The following is a 15,299-nucleotide window of genomic DNA, read 5'->3' on the forward strand; positions in this document are numbered from 1 at the left end:
ACCACGCTCGGTCACCTGTTTGACGGCTTCTGCCTTGAACTCAGCCGGGTATCGCACTCTCTTCATTTCTCACTCTCCAGTTCAATTTCGACCTTGATAGGTGTCTATTGAACCGGGTGAAGTCCAAGTAATATCACCGCAGCAATCTGGGCTTGCTGAGCCCATTAAATTGGGCACGGCTCCGTCTGCATGTCATCGAGACTAATTGGCCAATCGTCTGACGAGCACGAAAAGGCCCACGGCAAATCTGAATTGTCGAGGCAGTTCTTACGAGGAGGTTTAGATGCTCAAGAAGATAACCAAGTCATCCGGATTCAATGACTCCGAACGAGCGCTAGCTAAGCTGTGCAGTCGCACTTTTCTTGACCTTTGGAGCTATCCGTCACTTTGGAAGCCAGAGGGAAAAAAGGGCATAAATGGTGTGGGCACAGAGCTGTGCGACGTCACGATCGTGTTTGGAAACAGCATCATTCTGTTTTCTGACAAAGACATCAAGTTTCACTCAGACATTGATGCCACCACAGCATGGAAACGTTGGCGAAAGAAAGCCATTGACTCATCTAGAAGGCAACTGTTTGGTGCCATGAAATGGCTAAAAGAACGACCCCAGGACGTTTATTTAGACCCCGAGTGCAAGGAGCGATTCCCCTTCATTGAAGCAGATGAGGAGTATGAGTTCTATCTGGTGGCTGTAACCAGAAACACCTATGAGGCCACTGCTCGTTACTTCGGGGGAAACAGCTCAGGATCGTTGATGTTGCATAGTCTTGAGAACTATCCAGAAGAAGAGACTCCCTTCTGTGTGCGAGATAACCGCAAAGAGCACTATGTGCATGTGTTCGACGAAGTTTCCATGAAGATGGTTCTTCAGGAGTTAGACACTGCTCCGGACTTCATCAAATATCTAAAAGATAAGGAGCATGCAGTCCGTCAACTGCGGTACAGAATAATTCCCGGCGAAGAGGCATTTCTCGGGACTTACATGCTACAAAACGGCCCACTCGTTCAGAGACCTTTTGAGAAAATTGCTGGGGCCGCATCTGGCGACTTCGACTTTCTACAGGTCTCAGAAGGAGAATGGGATGCGTACTCAAGTTCAGGCCTTCAAGCTCATAGACGGCAGTTAAATCGAGGTAGCGCTTTCTGGGATGATTTCATTACTCTTTTTTGCAAAGCAATTTTGGAAGGTTATGCACCTAACCCCCTAGGGGCTACAGCGAATATGCACGAGATAGCAGTTCGTTCGCTTGCATCGGTATCTCGGCATTCACGCATTATTCTTTCGGAGACGTATCAAGCCAAAGTTAAAGAAACGCCGAGGCACGTCCGCAGTTCTCGTATATGGCATACCGAGAACAAAGACCAGCTCATCATTCTTGTGCTGACTCCCCGTCGTCAGGGAAAAACATACGAAGAATACCGTGAAGAACGTAGGCAGTGGATGCAAAGCTATTGCTACGCAGCCAAAGTCCGCTTCCCCAGCAAAAGCTATTTCACAGCGATAGGGACGGAGCCAGGTATCGGCGATATTCGTTCGGAGGATGTTTTCACTCTGCACATTCCGGAGCTTTCGCCCGAAGAGCTTGAGTCCACAAAAAAACTCATGAAGGAAGAGAACATCCTTAACGATACATGGCAGACAAAGCGCTCAATCTATTCTCAAGATACAGACATAAGAAAGCCAATTCGCAATCAGCTCGTTACCCCAGGGCGGAATGATCCGTGTGGGTGCGGGTCGGGCAAAAAATATAAGAAATGCTGTCTTGGTCGTGGCTATGACATGGGCGCTGTGCATGGGTTGGTGCACCCACGATGACCATCACGCGATTCACGTCCAGCGCAGAAAGGGAGGTTAGCCACTCGTTTTCCCCACCAAATACTCCGCCCACCACTGCATCAGTTCGATTCGGTCGACCATGTACGGGTGCGGTGGTATGCGACCCGAATCTCCCTCTGCTCCCCGCGCCAGAGCTGTCTCTCGATCACATCCGGACTCGATCCGTGTTGGTTGTCCACTGCCAAGAACAAAGCCCGGAATCGTTGGGCCGTGGCGATGCTCGTGTAGCCCATTCGCGCGTGCGCTGAGTTCAAGGTGTTCTCGCGCAGGGCTTTCTGGGGTAGTACGGGATTGGGATCACCAGCTCGCGGCCGCTGCTGATGAGCTCGATCCTGGCCAGCACTTCGAGGGCCTGTTTGGACAGGGGCACCTTGTGTTCCTCGCGCTTCGTCATGCGCCTTGCGGGGGATGGTCCACTGGGACGCCTTGCGGTCGATTCCCACCCACCGCGCACTTCCCCCGTGTGCTGCGAGTGACAGCAATGGCTACAACCCGCAGTCTGGCGAGCGGCCACGGCTTTCATCGTGGATGCTGCGGGCTCTTTCTCCCGATACCTATGGCAGCGAGCCCGGTGCTTTTTCGGAACGTAGCTCATCAAGATAATCCGCCCAGCGCTGCATCATCCGCGTACGGTGCGCCATGTACTGCGTGCGGTTGTACGCCCGACCATTGGCGTCCTTGACCGCGTGGGCAAGTTGCGCCTCAATCACAAGCGGATCAACGTCCAAACGCTCCGCAAGCATCGTACGAGCCGTGGCACGAAAGCCATGCCAAGTTTGCACATCTGGCGTGTAGCCCATGGAGATCAGGGCGGTGCGCACTGAATTCTCTGATATGGGGCGTTCATGGTTACGCTCGCCCGGAAACACCAGCTTGCTTCGGCCAGTCAGAGCGTGAAGTTCGCGAAGAATGGCCACTGCCTGAGTCGGTAGAGGCACTAGGTGTGGCTCCCCGTGCTCTTTACCGTCCTTGCCACGCTTCATGCGAGCCGCAGGGATGGTCCAAAGCGCTGCTTTCAGATCAATTTCCGCCCAGGCCGCAGCCCGCAGCTCCCCCGGCCGCTGAAACAGCAAGGGCGCAAGCTGCAATGCAGTTCGCACGATTGGCCCGCCCCGGTAAGCCTGAATGGCGCGCAGCAACGTTCCAAACTGGACAGGATCAGTGATCGCAGCGAAGTGCCGTCCCCTGTAAGGCGAAAGTGCGCCCTTGAGGTCACCTGTGATATCCCGCCCCACGCGGCCCGTAGCGACGCCATAGCGCCACACCTGCCGCGCGAGCATGAGCCCACGGTCTGCCGTTTCTATCGCACCGCGTTCTTCGATCTTGCGCAAGGCGGCCAGCAGCTCCATGGGGGAGATATCGACCATGCGCCGTTCCCCAAGCCAGGGGAACAGATCGCGCTCAAACTGTCGGAGGGCTCTCGTAGCGTGGCCTTCGCTCCACACGGGAATTTGCTTGGTGTGCCACTCCAGGGCCACCATCTGAAAAGAATCGCCCTCGGGGTTCATTGCCTTGAGCTTTTCCACCTTGCGAGCCTGAACCGGGTCAACCCCGGTGGCCTTCTGTTGTTTTGCTGCATCCCTCGCCCTGCGAGCAGCCGTCAGGGAAACCATGGGGTAGCTGCCCAGCGCCAACTGCTTTTCCTTGTTGTTGATCCGGTACTTGAGAAACCAGCGTTTGGACCCGTTCGGGCTGACTTGCAAATAAAGCCCGGCCGAATCACTGAAACGGGCTTGCTTGCGCTCGGGGGGACAAATTGCGTTGCGGCACTCAAGGTCAGTCAGCATGGGGGTACAAAACGATGGATAACAGTAAGCGGTGGGGGTACAGACTCCCCTATGGCGAACCCCCTTCTACAGAGGGAAGTGGGGGTACAAAACACCGATTTCACCAGATTTCTCTGCTTGTACCCCCATTTGTACCCCCAGTTTGCGTTGGCTGGGGATGGACAAGCCTGGACGACCATGGACGCTAAGCCCTTGATTTACCAAAGAAAAAGGGCATCCACTGGATTAGTGTGGACGCCCTTGGACGGGTGTATGGGGCTGGCGTCAATTGAATGAAACCTGGAAACCCGCATAGAAGCTGGATTTCACTTTTTTATTTTTTGACTTGTTCCCCCGTTTGTTCCCCCACCTTGTTCACCATAAGCTGCCGCGTGAAAAGTTTTCGATAGAGGCGGCCTCATGACAAATCAATTTGGGCAACCCAAGATGCCATCACCACATCGTCAGCGAGCTCTACATTGCTCCATCGGAGACAGACCATCCACACGCCGCGCTATCCAGCTTCGTACTGCCTTGGCTGACCATGAGGTCGCACGCTGCCCGATCTTGATAGAACCCGGAAACTGCCCTCGCGCCATTTGGTCGTAAAGGGCCGAGCGGCACATCCCCGTCAAGCGCAGCACCTCTGGCAACCGCAACAGGCGGTCTTCGTCGCCTCCATCTTCCAAAGGCGGCCTTCGCATCGACTCACCACTATCCAGCAGCGACAACGCCTGCCTCATCAACTGGGCAGCACGGTCGGTTTTTTCTCTATCGACAGCCTCCCGTTGGTTCCCGCGGTCCTTGCGATTCTGTGCGGCTGGTCTCATATGGCTCCCTTTCCGATCCTGCGACACCTGTCGCCGATTCCGTAGAGTGCCAGGGACATCCGACCCATTCCATCCATGCAAGCGCAGCCCAGCGCACCAGGGCAAATACTCCTATGGCTGTTCATCCGGCGGGATTTCTCCGTGATCCCGAAGCGGGGCAACTCCAGCCTCCCACACCCATTCGGATACACAACCTATTGAGACACGACATCCAAGCGCGCTCGGCCCCCTCTTCTACCTCACGGCGGCATCCCACCGAGTGTTCGGGCCGCCTGCTCAAGCCCGCCCAGGATGGCGTCAAGAACACGCGGTGAGAAGTCCTGTGGCAATTCGGCTTGCACCTCGGCGATGGCCGCTGGAGTCCGGGCAAGGATTTCTTCGATGATCGGCTCGGCGGTCGAGGCATAGCCGACCTTCTGCACGGTGCTATTGAAGTGCCTTCGCTGGATACCTTGCATCTCATAGTGCCGGTTTTTGCCGAGCAAGGCCATTGCCAACTTGATTTCATGTGGCGACCACTGGTTCGGAGCGTTGCCCAACACCGGATAAACCGACATTACGTCGTACAGCGGGGTCGACTGGAAACGCCCGCGTGGCAGAAGCTGGATACTGAAATTCTTGGCATGGCCATCGGGTGCTCGCAGCAACCAGAACAACACCTGAGCCGCCATCAGCGTTTTCATGTCGGCTTCGGCATTCACCGATTGCCGCAGTGTGCCAAACAACGCCTTGAGTCCAGGGCCGCCGTCGTTCTCATATTTGCGCAATGGCGAGCAGCCCTCGACCTGGCAAAAATCTTCCTGCGGCAGACGCATGAACCACTGCCCATTGGGTGCGATGCGCCTATCGAATCGCTCCACTACCAGCACGCGCTGTCCGCCAAAGGTCGCTATGCGGGCATCGGCCACCGGCAAGCCATAGGCCTTCAGCAGCCGCAAACACAGCCATTCGTTGTCGACGGACGTGCTGAAGTCCGACTGTCGCCCTCCCATCAGGCCGAGCGGGAGCTTGAAGATGTGGCTCGTCGGCGTGGCACCACGCGGCACGAGCCATTGCCCGCCCCACCACAGGAAGGCCGTCTTCTCCTGCGCACCGGCCAGCGAGATGCGGAAATCGGCATCCGGGTCTCGGCCCGCAGCGAAGGCCTGCGGCGAAACGGTTTCGATCAGGTGCCGCTCGATAGCCTCCTCGGACAGGGGATCGCCCTCGATTCGATCGAAACCAGTGGGCACCTCGTCTTCATCCAGGATCTGGACGGCGCCTACGCAATCGCGCCCGATAGCCTTCAACAAATCGAACGGTTCGGTCGAGCCCGTCCGGAATCGCTCGGCCACGCGGCGACGGATCGCGTCACTGTCCGGAAGCAGGTTGTCGAAGTAGTTCGAGACCTTTTCGCCCTTGGCCGGCAGATTCTGCAGATTGAACGGCAGGGACAGGGACAGCGGCCGGCCGATATCAGCCCCCATCCAGTCCGGGTCGTACTGCAGTTCCACCTCGCCGCGAGCGGGAATCGTCCACCGGCCCACGCGGACACCATTGGTCCAGATAGACAAGCTGCGGCTATGCGATCGACGTCCCATCTCACCAATCCGTGGTCGGCGCCGTCGACACCGCAGCGCTACCCCGGGTCCCAACGGCCAGTTCAAGGCCCAGCGCGGCACACCATGCAAGAAGTTGCTCCACACTCAGTTCGTGGGCGTTGAGTTCCAGATGAGAAACCCGTGACTGGCTCAGGCCGATGCGGCTGGCCAGCGCCGACTGGGTCAACCCCTGCGCCTTGCGCGCGGCCTGCAGCATCGACCCCAGTTGGCCGGCAGTGACCAGCGGATGTGATGTCGTCGCCATGGCTGATACCTGAAATTCAGATAAACGGAAAATATCTCAAAAACAGATATTAGTCAAATATCTGACATTCAACTATTTCTTGGCATTGCACAATGCGCTTGGATGATGCAACCTGACGGATGCTCTCACTCGATTGCGCCCAAGCCATGCCTGGTCCATGGACATGATCAGCAAACTAACCCATAGGTCGCACTCTTTCAAATCAGGCGGAGCCACCCGCATGCTCCTCAGGGTGCCAGAGGAGTTCGTCAATCCCAACCACTGAAGCGCAACACAGCGAAGACATCGACGCTGACATCAACGAGAAATCTACACAGAGGAGGCGCAAACCGGTGTATGCGATTCGCCCAAACCGAGCAGCGGACCCATCAATCTAAAATACTGTTGTTTTTTCCAGTATTATCGAAAAAGTCGAACTGGTGGGACTCACCAGTTCACGATACTTGGCGCTAAAATCTAACTTATGAAGACCACATCAAAACTTAGCGGAGGGATTCCGGCCCACTTTTCCGGGCATGAAACATTCCCCCTCCGTCAAATGTGGCTCAAAAAGGCCTTTGACGAATCAATCGAAAGAGGTCTCATCCGCAAATCTACGTTCTCTGATGAGAACGCGATCGCCTCCTTCGGGGTCGGCAAGAATATGGTCGCGTCCATCCGACATTGGGCCTTGGCATGCGGTGTAATGCGTGAGAGCGACGATGGGTTCCGCATAGGCAACCTCGCCATCGAGATCCTTCAAGACGGCGGTCTCGATCCCTACGCTGAGAGTCCATCTACGGCTTGGCTAGCCCACTGGCAACTCGCAGGCCGATGCTTCCGCTCGACCACTTGGCATTGGCTATTCAATCATGTGACGGCCCCGACCTTCACGCGCCAAGAGCTCGAAGAGCCGCTCGCGCGATACGCCCGCGAGCTCGACCCCAAACATCGGCTTTCGGCCTCGACGATCTCGCGCGATTTGGAGACTTGCCTCCGAAGCTACGCGCCTCGCGCGGCCGGCGGCTCGCCCGAGGACTTCGCCGAGCCGCTACTGGGTGAATTGGGTCTGCTGCAAGAAGTCCACAAGGGCCAATACGCCTTCCGTCGCGGCCCCAAGGCTTCGCTGCACGACGGCGTCTTCGCGTATGCCTTGGTCGACTTCTGGGACCGCGAGGCCGAAGGCCAAAGCTCGCTGGCCTTCGAAACCGTCGCATACGCCGAAGGCTCTCCGGGACGGGTCTTCAAACTCGACGAAGAATCGATCGCGCAGCGGCTTATCGCCCTCTCAGACTTCACGGGGCGCAGGCTCGAATGGACCGATTCCGCGGGACTCCGCCAGGTCCACCGCAAGCACATGACCCGGGAAGACATCAAGAACATGGTCAGGCGCGCCTATGACTGAAAAGAAGCAACAGGCTCTCTCTGACATCGTTCAGATCTCCCGCCAATACCAACGCTCGATTCGCGTCGACGCGGACATCGGCCGAGCCGACGCCCTCGCCGGCTACATCTGCCACGCGACTGCGGCCTCCGTGGTTGAAGGCATGTGCAGGCAAATCGCGGACACCAATCAACGCTGCTTCACCTGGACGGGGCCGTTCGGCGGGGGCAAAAGCTCATTGGCCGTCGCCCTGGCGAGCGCGCTGCACCCCGACAAGGCTCTGCGGGCGAAGGCTCGCCAAGCCCTGCATCTGGACTCCAAACCCTACTTCGACAAAGCCTTCCCCGTTCAGAAGGGGTGGTTGATCGTCCCGGCCGTGGGCCGGCGCGGCAGCGTCGTGGCCGAGCTCCATGCCGCCATGCGCAAGGCGCAGGGCAAGACGGTCGACGGCCGCAGCAAGCCCACCTCGCAATCGCTCATCGCCGATCTGCTTGAAGAGGCCAAGAGCCGCCCGCGCGATGGCGCGCTGGTTTTCATCGACGAGATGGGCAAGTTCTTGGAGGCCTCCGCCCTCGGCTCCGGCGACGATGTCTATTTCTTCCAAGAGCTCGCCGAGGCCGCGGCCCGCTCCGAAGGCCGCTTGGTGGTCGTCGGCGTGCTGCATCAGTCTTTCGCGCAGTATTCGGCTCGCTTGGGCATCGACACCCGCGACGATTGGGCCAAGGTTCAAGGGCGCTACGTCGACTTGCCCTTCGTGGCCGCGAGCGACGAGGTGGTCGAGCTCATCGGCCGCGCGATCGTTTTCAATGGAAATCTGCCCTGGATGCGCGAGGCGTCCGAGGCGATCGCCAACGCCATTCGCTCGCGCCGTCCCGCCGTCGGCAAGGACTTCGCCAAGGCCCTCGAAGCCTGCTGGCCACTGCACCCGGCCATGGCCGCCTTGCTGGGCCCGATCTCCAAACGGCAATTCGGACAAAACGAGCGCAGCACCTTCGGCTTCTTGTCGTCGGTGGAGCCGCATGGCTTCCGCTCGTATCTGAACTCGACGCTGCGCGAGAACGCGAGCTGGTATCGCCCGAGCGATTATTGGGACTATCTACGATCGAACTTGGAGCCGGCGATCCTGGCCTCGCCCGACGGGCACCGCTGGTCTCAGGCCGTGGAGGCGGTGGAGCGTGCCGAAGCGAAGACCGGAGACGCCCTGCTCGTCTGCCTGATCAAGAACATCGCGGTCATCGACATGTTCCGCAACGGCTCGGGACTTGCGGCCGACGCCGCGGTCATTGGCGCCCTCTTCTACGACAAGACGCGCGAGGAGCTCGACGCGGCGCTCAAAAAGCTCTCAGAGCTCAAAGTCGCCCTCTACAAGAGCTACACCGGCGCATGGTCGGTCTTCGAAGGCAGCGACTTCGACATCGACTCCGCCATCGCGCAGAGCTTGGCTGCCTCGCCGGGCATCGACTACGGCCGCTTGGCCCAACTCATGGGCATGCATCCGGTGGTGGCCAAGCGGCACTATCACGAGACTGGCTCCATGCGCTGGATGGAGCTCTCGCTGTGCAGCATCGAGCAGGCCGAGAAGATGGCGGCGGACTACCGCCCCAAGAAGGGCGAATTCGGCGCCTTCATCCTCGCGCTGCCGAGCAAGGGCATGAAGCCCAGGGACGCGAGAAAGCGCGCGCAGACCTGCGCGAAGCTTCGCCCATGGCCAGTGATGATTGGCATCCCTGAGAACCACGCCCGCATCGCGGAGCTCTCCGCTGAGCTGGTCGCCCTGGAGCAGGTCAAAGATCGCCACGAGCTCTCGGGCGACGCCGTGGCCCGCCGCGAGGTCTACGCCCGCCTGGCGGCCACCCGCGCGGACTTGGAGGACCAATTGCAAGCGGCCGTGTCGCTGGCGAAGTGGCATGACGGAAGCGAGCAGGTCGTCGAGCCTGGCTCGAAGCTCTCGCCCGTGGCGTCGAGCTTGGCCGAAGATCTATTTGGCGATTCGCCGCCGGTGTGGAGCGAGCTGGTCAACCGCGACAGCGTCTCGAGCAACAGCGTCAAGGCTCGCCGCGACCTGCTGCACGCGATGATCAACGCCGAAGGCCAAGAGGCCTTGGGCTTCGAGGGCTTCCCAGCCGAGCGCGGCCTCTACGAGACCCTGCTCAGAAGCACGGGGCTTCACCGCCAAGACGCGTCCGGCGCATGGCGCTGCATGCCACCTGGCAATGGCTTCGCCGAAGGCTTCGCGCCGCTGTGGGACGCCACCCGCGCCCTCTTCTCGGATGCTGACGCGCGCGTGGGCGCTCACGAGATCTATGCACTGTGGAGCGCGCCGCCGTTTGGCATGAAGCTCGGCATCCAGCCGGTGGTCCTCACGTCCTTCCTGCTGGCCCACAAGGCCAACGTCGCCGTCTACAAGGACGGGATGTTCGTGCCCCGGCTCACCGATTTCGACATCGACGAATGCCTGCAAGACCCTGACCGGTTCTCGTTGCGTTGGGTGGCCATCGACGAGGATAAGAACCAAATCCTTGATGGCATCGCCAAGGTCCTGGCTGAGATTGGCGAGAACGCCGGCGCGGCGGACCCGCTCGAGGCGGCCCGTGGCTTGGTGGCCATGGTCTTCAACCTGCCCGAGTGGGCTCGGCGCACCTCGCGCCTGGGCAAGACCGCCCGGGAAATGCGCGACATGCTCTTGAAGGCCAGCGACCCGCACAAGGTGCTGTTCGTCGACCTTGCCTCCCTCTTGGGCGCGACCGACGGCAAGGCCTATGTGAAGGCGCTGCGCGCGCCGCTGCAGGAGCTCGCCGGCGCTTACGGCAAGATGCTCGCGGAAGTCGAAGCGAAGATGCTCGCCGCGCTCGACGCCAGCCGCGATGACCTGGAATCCCTGCGCGATCGGGCGAACTCTGTCTCCGGCATTTCGGGCGACTACCAGATCGATGGCTTCGCGACGCGCCTGGCCAACTACGACGGCTCGCGCGCGGCCCTGGAAGGCATCCTGAGCATGGCGGCCGAGAGGCCTCCACGCGACTGGGTGGACCGGCATATTGACACCGCCGTATTGGAGCTGGCGAAATTCGCCCGGCGCTTCCGCGAGTCGGAGGCCTTTGCGGGCGTGCAAGGCCGAGCAGCGCACAGCGAGGCGATCGCGGTGGTGATCGGCGCTGGCGCGGACACCAAGACGATCTCGCGCTCGTTCTCCATCCCAGATCGCCATCGCAAAACGGTGGAGGCCAAGGCCGACGAGCTCGCCTCGATGCTGGAAGGCCAGGGCCTGGGGACTGAAGTATTACTGGCGATCCTGGCCAAGGCTGGGATGAAGCTGGCGTCCATCGACAAGGAGGCAGCCAATGGCTGAACGCCACGTTTTGGGGATCTCGGGCGGCAAAGACTCCGCCGCTCTGGCCGTCTACATGGCCATGAAACACCCTGAGCTCGACATCGAATACTTCTACACCGACACCGGCGAAGAGCTCCCCGAGGTCTACGAGTTCCTGGCCAAGCTTGAGGGCAAGCTGCACAAGCCAATCCTGAGGCTGAACCCCAATCGGGACTTCAAGTTTTGGCTGCGCCAATACAACCACTTCCTGCCCAACCCGAACTCGCGCTGGTGCACGCGGAAGTTGAAGCTCGCGCCGTTTGAAGAATGGGTCCGGCCGATGCTCGCGGCCGGCTACAAGGTCACATCCTATGTCGCCATCCGCGCAGATGAGGACTATCGCGAAGGCTACGCAGCCAAGGCCGACAACCTGTTCGTGAAGCTTCCCTTCCGCGAGGCCGGCATCGACAAGGCCGGCGTCATCGACATCTTGGAGAATTCCGGCGTCGGCTACCCCAAGTATTACGAGTGGAGATCGCGCAGCGGCTGCACCTTCTGCTTCTTCCAGCAAAAGATCGAGTGGGTGCGCCTGCGCGAGAAGCACCCCGAGGCCTACGAGGCCGCTAAGGCTTTGGAGAAGGATGCCTTGGAGCACGGTTCTCCCTTCACCTGGTCCAAGGGCGAATCGCTCTCCGAGATGGAGCAGCCTGAACGCGTCGCGGAGATCCAAGCCGAATACGGCATCCGCCGCGCTCGCATGCTCAAAGCCATCCCCATCAATCCGCTGCGGCCTGTGAAGGCCTGCCCGGACGATATCGACGACATCTACGGAGTAGACGAGGGCAACGGCTCCTGCGCCGTCTGCCATAAATAGGGACGATTGAAAGCGTCCATCGACTTAACAAGACTCAAGGCTTTCGGGCCTCGATTTTGACTAAGTCGGTGAATCTGGCGGCAAGATCAACATGCTTCCGAAGGCGTGACTCGATCTGGGCTCGGTCCCACCAACTTGTCCAGATGCCTCGCTTTGCCAACGCGGCCAAATGCTGGACAAGTGAGCCAGCTGGTTGAGGGAACGCGATCAGAAAGTAACCGTTCGCCTCGTGAGCTTCGACAGTGTCTCTGATGTCCAGCACCTTCGATTTGCCGACGGAAGGGTTCCTAGCTTTCACCTGAACGATAACGTTTAGCGCCCTTGCCGGTGTAGGAACTCCCCCATCAACAGCGGCGCCGCCCGCCCCTGGCATACCGTCGCCGATGGGAACTACCCACCGCGCCATGAAATCCCGGCCTCCGTCCCTTTCGTTAGTAGGGCTGGTCTGCCGGGCCCACATGACTCCTGGCTCTCGCTCCAGAAGAGCATAGATGAGGTCCTCGAACTTCGAGCCGTCCATCTTCTCCGGCCAATGAAAGATGTAGTCCGCTGCGAAAACGGCATTCTCTTTGGCCCGACGTTCTAGGAACTTCGTCCGCTCCGCCTCGAACTGTCTAAGCCCACACTCACCTTCCACCGCCACCAGTGTTTGTCCACCCAGGAAGACGCAATGGGACTCGAGGGGAATTGCAATGATTGCTGGTTCGCTGGCCAGAGTGTCCACCCCCCGCCATGGGAACGGAGGGTCCTCTATGGCACGGATGTATCTGAGACCTGTCGACACGACCTTCTTCGGTATCGCGTTCTTTAACCCACCGGCCAAGATAGATGTTCGGCTTCGACCTTCGACCGAAGTCGGCTCATAGGCGAAAAGCGCGCGGCGCAACGCAATCATGCATTCCACAGGAAAGATCGCCACACTGACCCGTCCCTTGTGTGACTTTGCGTAAAGCCAATCTGGGCACTCTCTTCTGCCTGCCATATCGCCGAAGTCTTTGAACTCGCCCGCAGCGTTCAGCAGTTCAACCATCTGATCGGCTTCGCCGTTCTGATCCTTCCACTTGGCATTCGGATACTTGATGTGCTCCCAACCCAACACGTCGTTGAGGACGTGATAAGCATGAGCGGCATAAGCGAGCAACCGCTGCTTCGCCGTGCTGTCGTCGTTAAATTCTCCTATTTGTTCAAAGACCAGCCACCTGGCGTAAATCTCCTCCTCTATCCCAGCAAAGCCGCCTTCGCTGAAAAGGCTTGGAGATGCTGCACCACAGGCCCGCATGACACAAGACCAGAGCAGTGAGAACACGTCGTGGACATCTGTTCTCCCTCCGCATCCGTCCAACTGGTAAGAGCTAGTTCTGACGTAGCCAAAGACCATGCTTCCGCGCTCGGATGTCTCCTCGCCGATGACGAAGGGGTCATGCCGTTCCTGAGCGCACGACTCCCTCATCACGAACTCGTGAAGCCTATTCGTCAAGCTTTCATTGGTGGTCAAGTCGCTTACTTAGTGAGCCACCGGAGCGGGAGCAGCAGGCGCAGCAGGAGCTCCCAATGCATGGAGAAACTCAGTGAGCTCCGCGTAGTTATCCTGCTTGCTAACGGTGATCAATTGGATCTTGAAATCCTTGAACCAACGATCCTTTTCCACTTGTGTCACATCCTCGGCCGCCATCAAAGCGTAGTGGGTTGGCCCAGCGTTTGGCGAAAAGGAATCTGCGATGTAGCTCAGTAGCAGCGAGATCTCCGGGTCGGTCATCGATGCGCCCACGAAGACGAAGGTAAACATCGTGAACATGGCCGACAGCAGACTCTGGTAGGCCCGCTGTCCGAAGAGCAGGTTCCGATAGTCCACGTCCGTCAAGACGATCTTGTTGCCAAGCTTCGTGGCGTCGCCATGGGCTTTGAGGATGAAAAACTCGCGCCTGGACAAACGGCGCTGCACTTCGCCGGCATCGGTGAATGAACAAACCGAGACATCATCGTCACGTTTCCGATAGGCGCGCTCAAGCAGCGTGTCGTAGTTGGTCGTCAAGACAAATTGGAGTTTGTCCAATGCCACCAAAGCCTGATGCAAAGCCGTAGGCGCTGGCTTGGGCGCAATGAATGTCTCCTCGATGAACTGGTCGAAGTGGCTTCCCAAATCATCTTTGAGGCCGGAGGCCACCATCAAGAACTTATCGGTCCGAGTCGCCAGCGCCCGGTATTCAGCTTCCTTTGCATGGGTGATGAGGCCATGCGCAAGGGCCGCATCGATCATCTTGGTCAGCAGCTCACCCCATAGAGGGAGCCCCGCTCCTTTTGAAGCACCCGCGCCTACCAGCACCGCACATCGTCCTGTCCCATAAGCTTTTCGAAGAGCATCGGGAATCTTCGTCGAATCAAATGCCATGTCGAACCTCCTTATAGACAGTAGGCTCGAAGCGACGCGTTTCGAGTCTTCAAGTTCCCGTGGGTCGCGCCCTGAGCTCGGAAGGCCATGATGTAGTCATACAACGCCTTGTTGAGACGGACCTGCTTCGTCGTCCCTTCAGCCTGCAACAACTCCTCTGGCTTACTCGTGTATTTCCTGCGCAGGTCATCAAACTCCATGAAGCTTTCGGCCAAGTCATCGGCGTTGACATCAAGCCCAGCAGTCTGCTGTTGAACGATCAGCCAGGCCAGATCGACGAAGAGCCACTTCTGAGTGATTCGGCGCTTCAACTGCGCATCGACCTCTTCGAGCACGGTCAAAGCCTCATTCACCGCCGATGAAATGACCAGGAGGTCTGGAGCCTTGCTCGGACCGAACTCGAGGATCATCTTCTTGAGGTCTGGGGCCTTGATGTTCCTCTGGCCCTTGTATGCTGCCATCGCGAAGACGTGGGCAACGTAGTCCTGTCGCTTGTATCGCGTATCGGGAATCTTGGTTGAATCAAAGAAAGAGTGGCCAGTCGCAATCGAATCGATGATGTGCCGAGCAGGAGCCAACATCGCATTGCGGAGCTCTGCAGGATTCAACGCGACCCCAAGCTGCAAACGCGCAAAGAGATTCGTGATCTCGTCGTTGTCTGCCGCAGTGATCTCGGCGACGCTGACTTGGAACGCATCGAATTGATCGCGCAGGCTCTGGTGAAGCTGAGAGAACTTGAGCCCGTGAATCGGATGTTCGCCAACTGCGGGGAGCGGGTCGGGATGGTTGAGCGAGAAGCCGTCCGACCTGAACTCCCAAATCGCGCGGATCCGCTGCTGCCCGTCGACTGCGTCATGCTTGTGAGCCCCATTGGCAGGCAGCTTGCGCAGATAGACCTTTGGAATGTCCATCCCGCGCAGGATCGAGTCGATCAGGAGGATTTTCCGGGGATCTTTCCATGCAGCGCCTCGCTGCCAGGTCGGGTTCAGGTTGATCTCCGGACGATCCGCAATCAGCTTGGAAATCGCCCAGTTGTGCTGCTTGATCTTCATATCCCTCCCTATCTATTGCCTTGTTGTTTCGCG

General features: G+C 58.8%; 12 protein-coding genes. 4 read left to right on the plus strand and 8 right to left on the minus strand.

The genetic code is table 11. The features are described 5' to 3' along the window. Positions 1 to 283: 283 nt before the first annotated feature. Entirely contained in the window at positions 284 to 1,816 is a 1,533-nt protein-coding gene (locus OIN59_RS17275; RefSeq protein ID WP_274112305.1) for a YecA/YgfB family protein, read from the plus strand. Positions 1,817 to 2,087: 271 nt separating this feature from the next. On the opposite strand, the gene OIN59_RS17280 is transcribed toward OIN59_RS17275, so the two are convergent. The 5 genes from OIN59_RS17280 to OIN59_RS17295 all read right to left on the minus strand — a co-directional run bounded on the left by OIN59_RS17280 (position 2,088) and on the right by OIN59_RS17295 (position 6,278). Continuing rightward, a complete protein-coding gene (locus OIN59_RS17280; protein ID WP_274112306.1) occupies positions 2,088 to 2,231 on the minus strand; it encodes a hypothetical protein in 144 nt (47 codons plus the stop codon). A gap of 160 nt (positions 2,232 to 2,391) precedes the next feature. Further along, positions 2,392 to 3,624 carry a tyrosine-type recombinase/integrase gene (locus OIN59_RS17285; RefSeq protein ID WP_274112307.1) on the minus strand — a complete coding sequence of 411 codons (1,233 nt, stop codon included), beginning with the start codon at positions 3,622 to 3,624 and terminating at the stop codon, positions 2,392 to 2,394. 443 nt (positions 3,625 to 4,067) lie between these two features. Further along, positions 4,068 to 4,433 (minus strand): helix-turn-helix transcriptional regulator, encoded by a 366-nt coding sequence (locus OIN59_RS25380; RefSeq protein WP_407655117.1) that lies wholly within the window; start codon positions 4,431 to 4,433, stop codon positions 4,068 to 4,070. 239 nt (positions 4,434 to 4,672) lie between these two features. Continuing rightward, on the minus strand, positions 4,673 to 6,013 hold the full coding sequence (locus OIN59_RS17290) for a type II toxin-antitoxin system HipA family toxin (RefSeq protein ID WP_274112308.1): 1,341 nt from the start codon (positions 6,011 to 6,013) through the stop codon (positions 4,673 to 4,675). Between the two features lies 1 nt (position 6,014). After that, the gene (locus OIN59_RS17295) at positions 6,015 to 6,278 is read right to left on the minus strand and encodes a helix-turn-helix domain-containing protein (RefSeq protein WP_108625314.1); all 264 of its coding nucleotides are present in this window, start codon (positions 6,276 to 6,278) and stop codon (positions 6,015 to 6,017) included. 463 nt (positions 6,279 to 6,741) lie between these two features. On the opposite strand from OIN59_RS17295, the gene OIN59_RS17300 reads away from it, so the two are divergent. From OIN59_RS17300 to OIN59_RS17310, 3 genes are read left to right on the plus strand one after another with little or no spacing between them, the layout of a single operon-like run. Continuing rightward, positions 6,742 to 7,662 carry a DUF4007 family protein gene (locus tag OIN59_RS17300; RefSeq protein ID WP_274112309.1) on the plus strand — a complete coding sequence of 307 codons (921 nt, stop codon included), beginning with the start codon at positions 6,742 to 6,744 and terminating at the stop codon, positions 7,660 to 7,662. Further along, positions 7,655 to 10,990 carry an ATP-binding protein gene (locus OIN59_RS17305; RefSeq protein ID WP_274112310.1) on the plus strand — a complete coding sequence of 1,112 codons (3,336 nt, stop codon included), beginning with the start codon at positions 7,655 to 7,657 and terminating at the stop codon, positions 10,988 to 10,990. Before OIN59_RS17300 ends, OIN59_RS17305 begins: the two co-directional genes overlap by 8 nt. Then, on the plus strand, positions 10,983 to 11,825 hold the full coding sequence (locus tag OIN59_RS17310; RefSeq protein ID WP_274112311.1) for a phosphoadenosine phosphosulfate reductase family protein: 843 nt from the start codon (positions 10,983 to 10,985) through the stop codon (positions 11,823 to 11,825). The genes OIN59_RS17305 and OIN59_RS17310 overlap by 8 nt, the downstream gene beginning before the upstream one ends. 34 nt (positions 11,826 to 11,859) lie before the next feature. Here OIN59_RS17310 and OIN59_RS17315 read toward each other — a convergent pair whose 3' ends face one another. The 3 genes from OIN59_RS17315 to OIN59_RS17325 are packed head-to-tail and all read right to left on the minus strand — an operon-like array spanning position 11,860 to position 15,266. After that, on the minus strand, positions 11,860 to 13,320 hold the full coding sequence (locus OIN59_RS17315; RefSeq protein ID WP_274112312.1) for a restriction endonuclease: 1,461 nt from the start codon (positions 13,318 to 13,320) through the stop codon (positions 11,860 to 11,862). 9 nt (positions 13,321 to 13,329) lie between these two features. Next, a complete protein-coding gene (locus OIN59_RS17320; RefSeq protein WP_274112313.1) occupies positions 13,330 to 14,214 on the minus strand; it encodes an SIR2 family NAD-dependent protein deacylase in 885 nt (294 codons plus the stop codon). Between the two features lie 11 nt (positions 14,215 to 14,225). Continuing rightward, positions 14,226 to 15,266, minus strand: a complete 1,041-nt coding sequence (locus tag OIN59_RS17325; protein ID WP_274112314.1) for a DUF262 domain-containing protein — start codon at positions 15,264 to 15,266, stop codon at positions 14,226 to 14,228. Positions 15,267 to 15,299 lie beyond the last annotated feature (33 nt).

The sequence above is a fragment of the Acidovorax benzenivorans genome, from assembly GCF_028680575.1.
GTDB classification, from domain to species: domain Bacteria; phylum Pseudomonadota; class Gammaproteobacteria; order Burkholderiales; family Burkholderiaceae_C; genus Acidovorax; species Acidovorax benzenivorans.

What these genes read in the sequence shown, in the direction of transcription:
- OIN59_RS17275 (WP_274112305.1), top strand. Translation starts at nt 284, where the DNA reads ATGCTCAAGAAGATAACCAAGTCATCCGGATTCAATGACTCCGAACGA.
- OIN59_RS17280 (WP_274112306.1), bottom strand. Translation starts at nt 2,231, where the DNA reads ATGACGAAGCGCGAGGAACACAAGGTGCCCCTGTCCAAACAGGCCCTC.
- OIN59_RS17285 (WP_274112307.1), bottom strand. Translation starts at nt 3,624, where the DNA reads ATGCTGACTGACCTTGAGTGCCGCAACGCAATTTGTCCCCCCGAGCGC.
- OIN59_RS25380 (WP_407655117.1), bottom strand. Translation starts at nt 4,433, where the DNA reads ATGAGACCAGCCGCACAGAATCGCAAGGACCGCGGGAACCAACGGGAG.
- OIN59_RS17290 (WP_274112308.1), bottom strand. Translation starts at nt 6,013, where the DNA reads ATGGGACGTCGATCGCATAGCCGCAGCTTGTCTATCTGGACCAATGGT.
- OIN59_RS17295 (WP_108625314.1), bottom strand. Translation starts at nt 6,278, where the DNA reads ATGGCGACGACATCACATCCGCTGGTCACTGCCGGCCAACTGGGGTCG.
- OIN59_RS17300 (WP_274112309.1), top strand. Translation starts at nt 6,742, where the DNA reads ATGAAGACCACATCAAAACTTAGCGGAGGGATTCCGGCCCACTTTTCC.
- OIN59_RS17305 (WP_274112310.1), top strand. Translation starts at nt 7,655, where the DNA reads ATGACTGAAAAGAAGCAACAGGCTCTCTCTGACATCGTTCAGATCTCC.
- OIN59_RS17310 (WP_274112311.1), top strand. Translation starts at nt 10,983, where the DNA reads ATGGCTGAACGCCACGTTTTGGGGATCTCGGGCGGCAAAGACTCCGCC.
- OIN59_RS17320 (WP_274112313.1), bottom strand. Translation starts at nt 14,214, where the DNA reads ATGGCATTTGATTCGACGAAGATTCCCGATGCTCTTCGAAAAGCTTAT.
- OIN59_RS17325 (WP_274112314.1), bottom strand. Translation starts at nt 15,266, where the DNA reads ATGAAGATCAAGCAGCACAACTGGGCGATTTCCAAGCTGATTGCGGAT.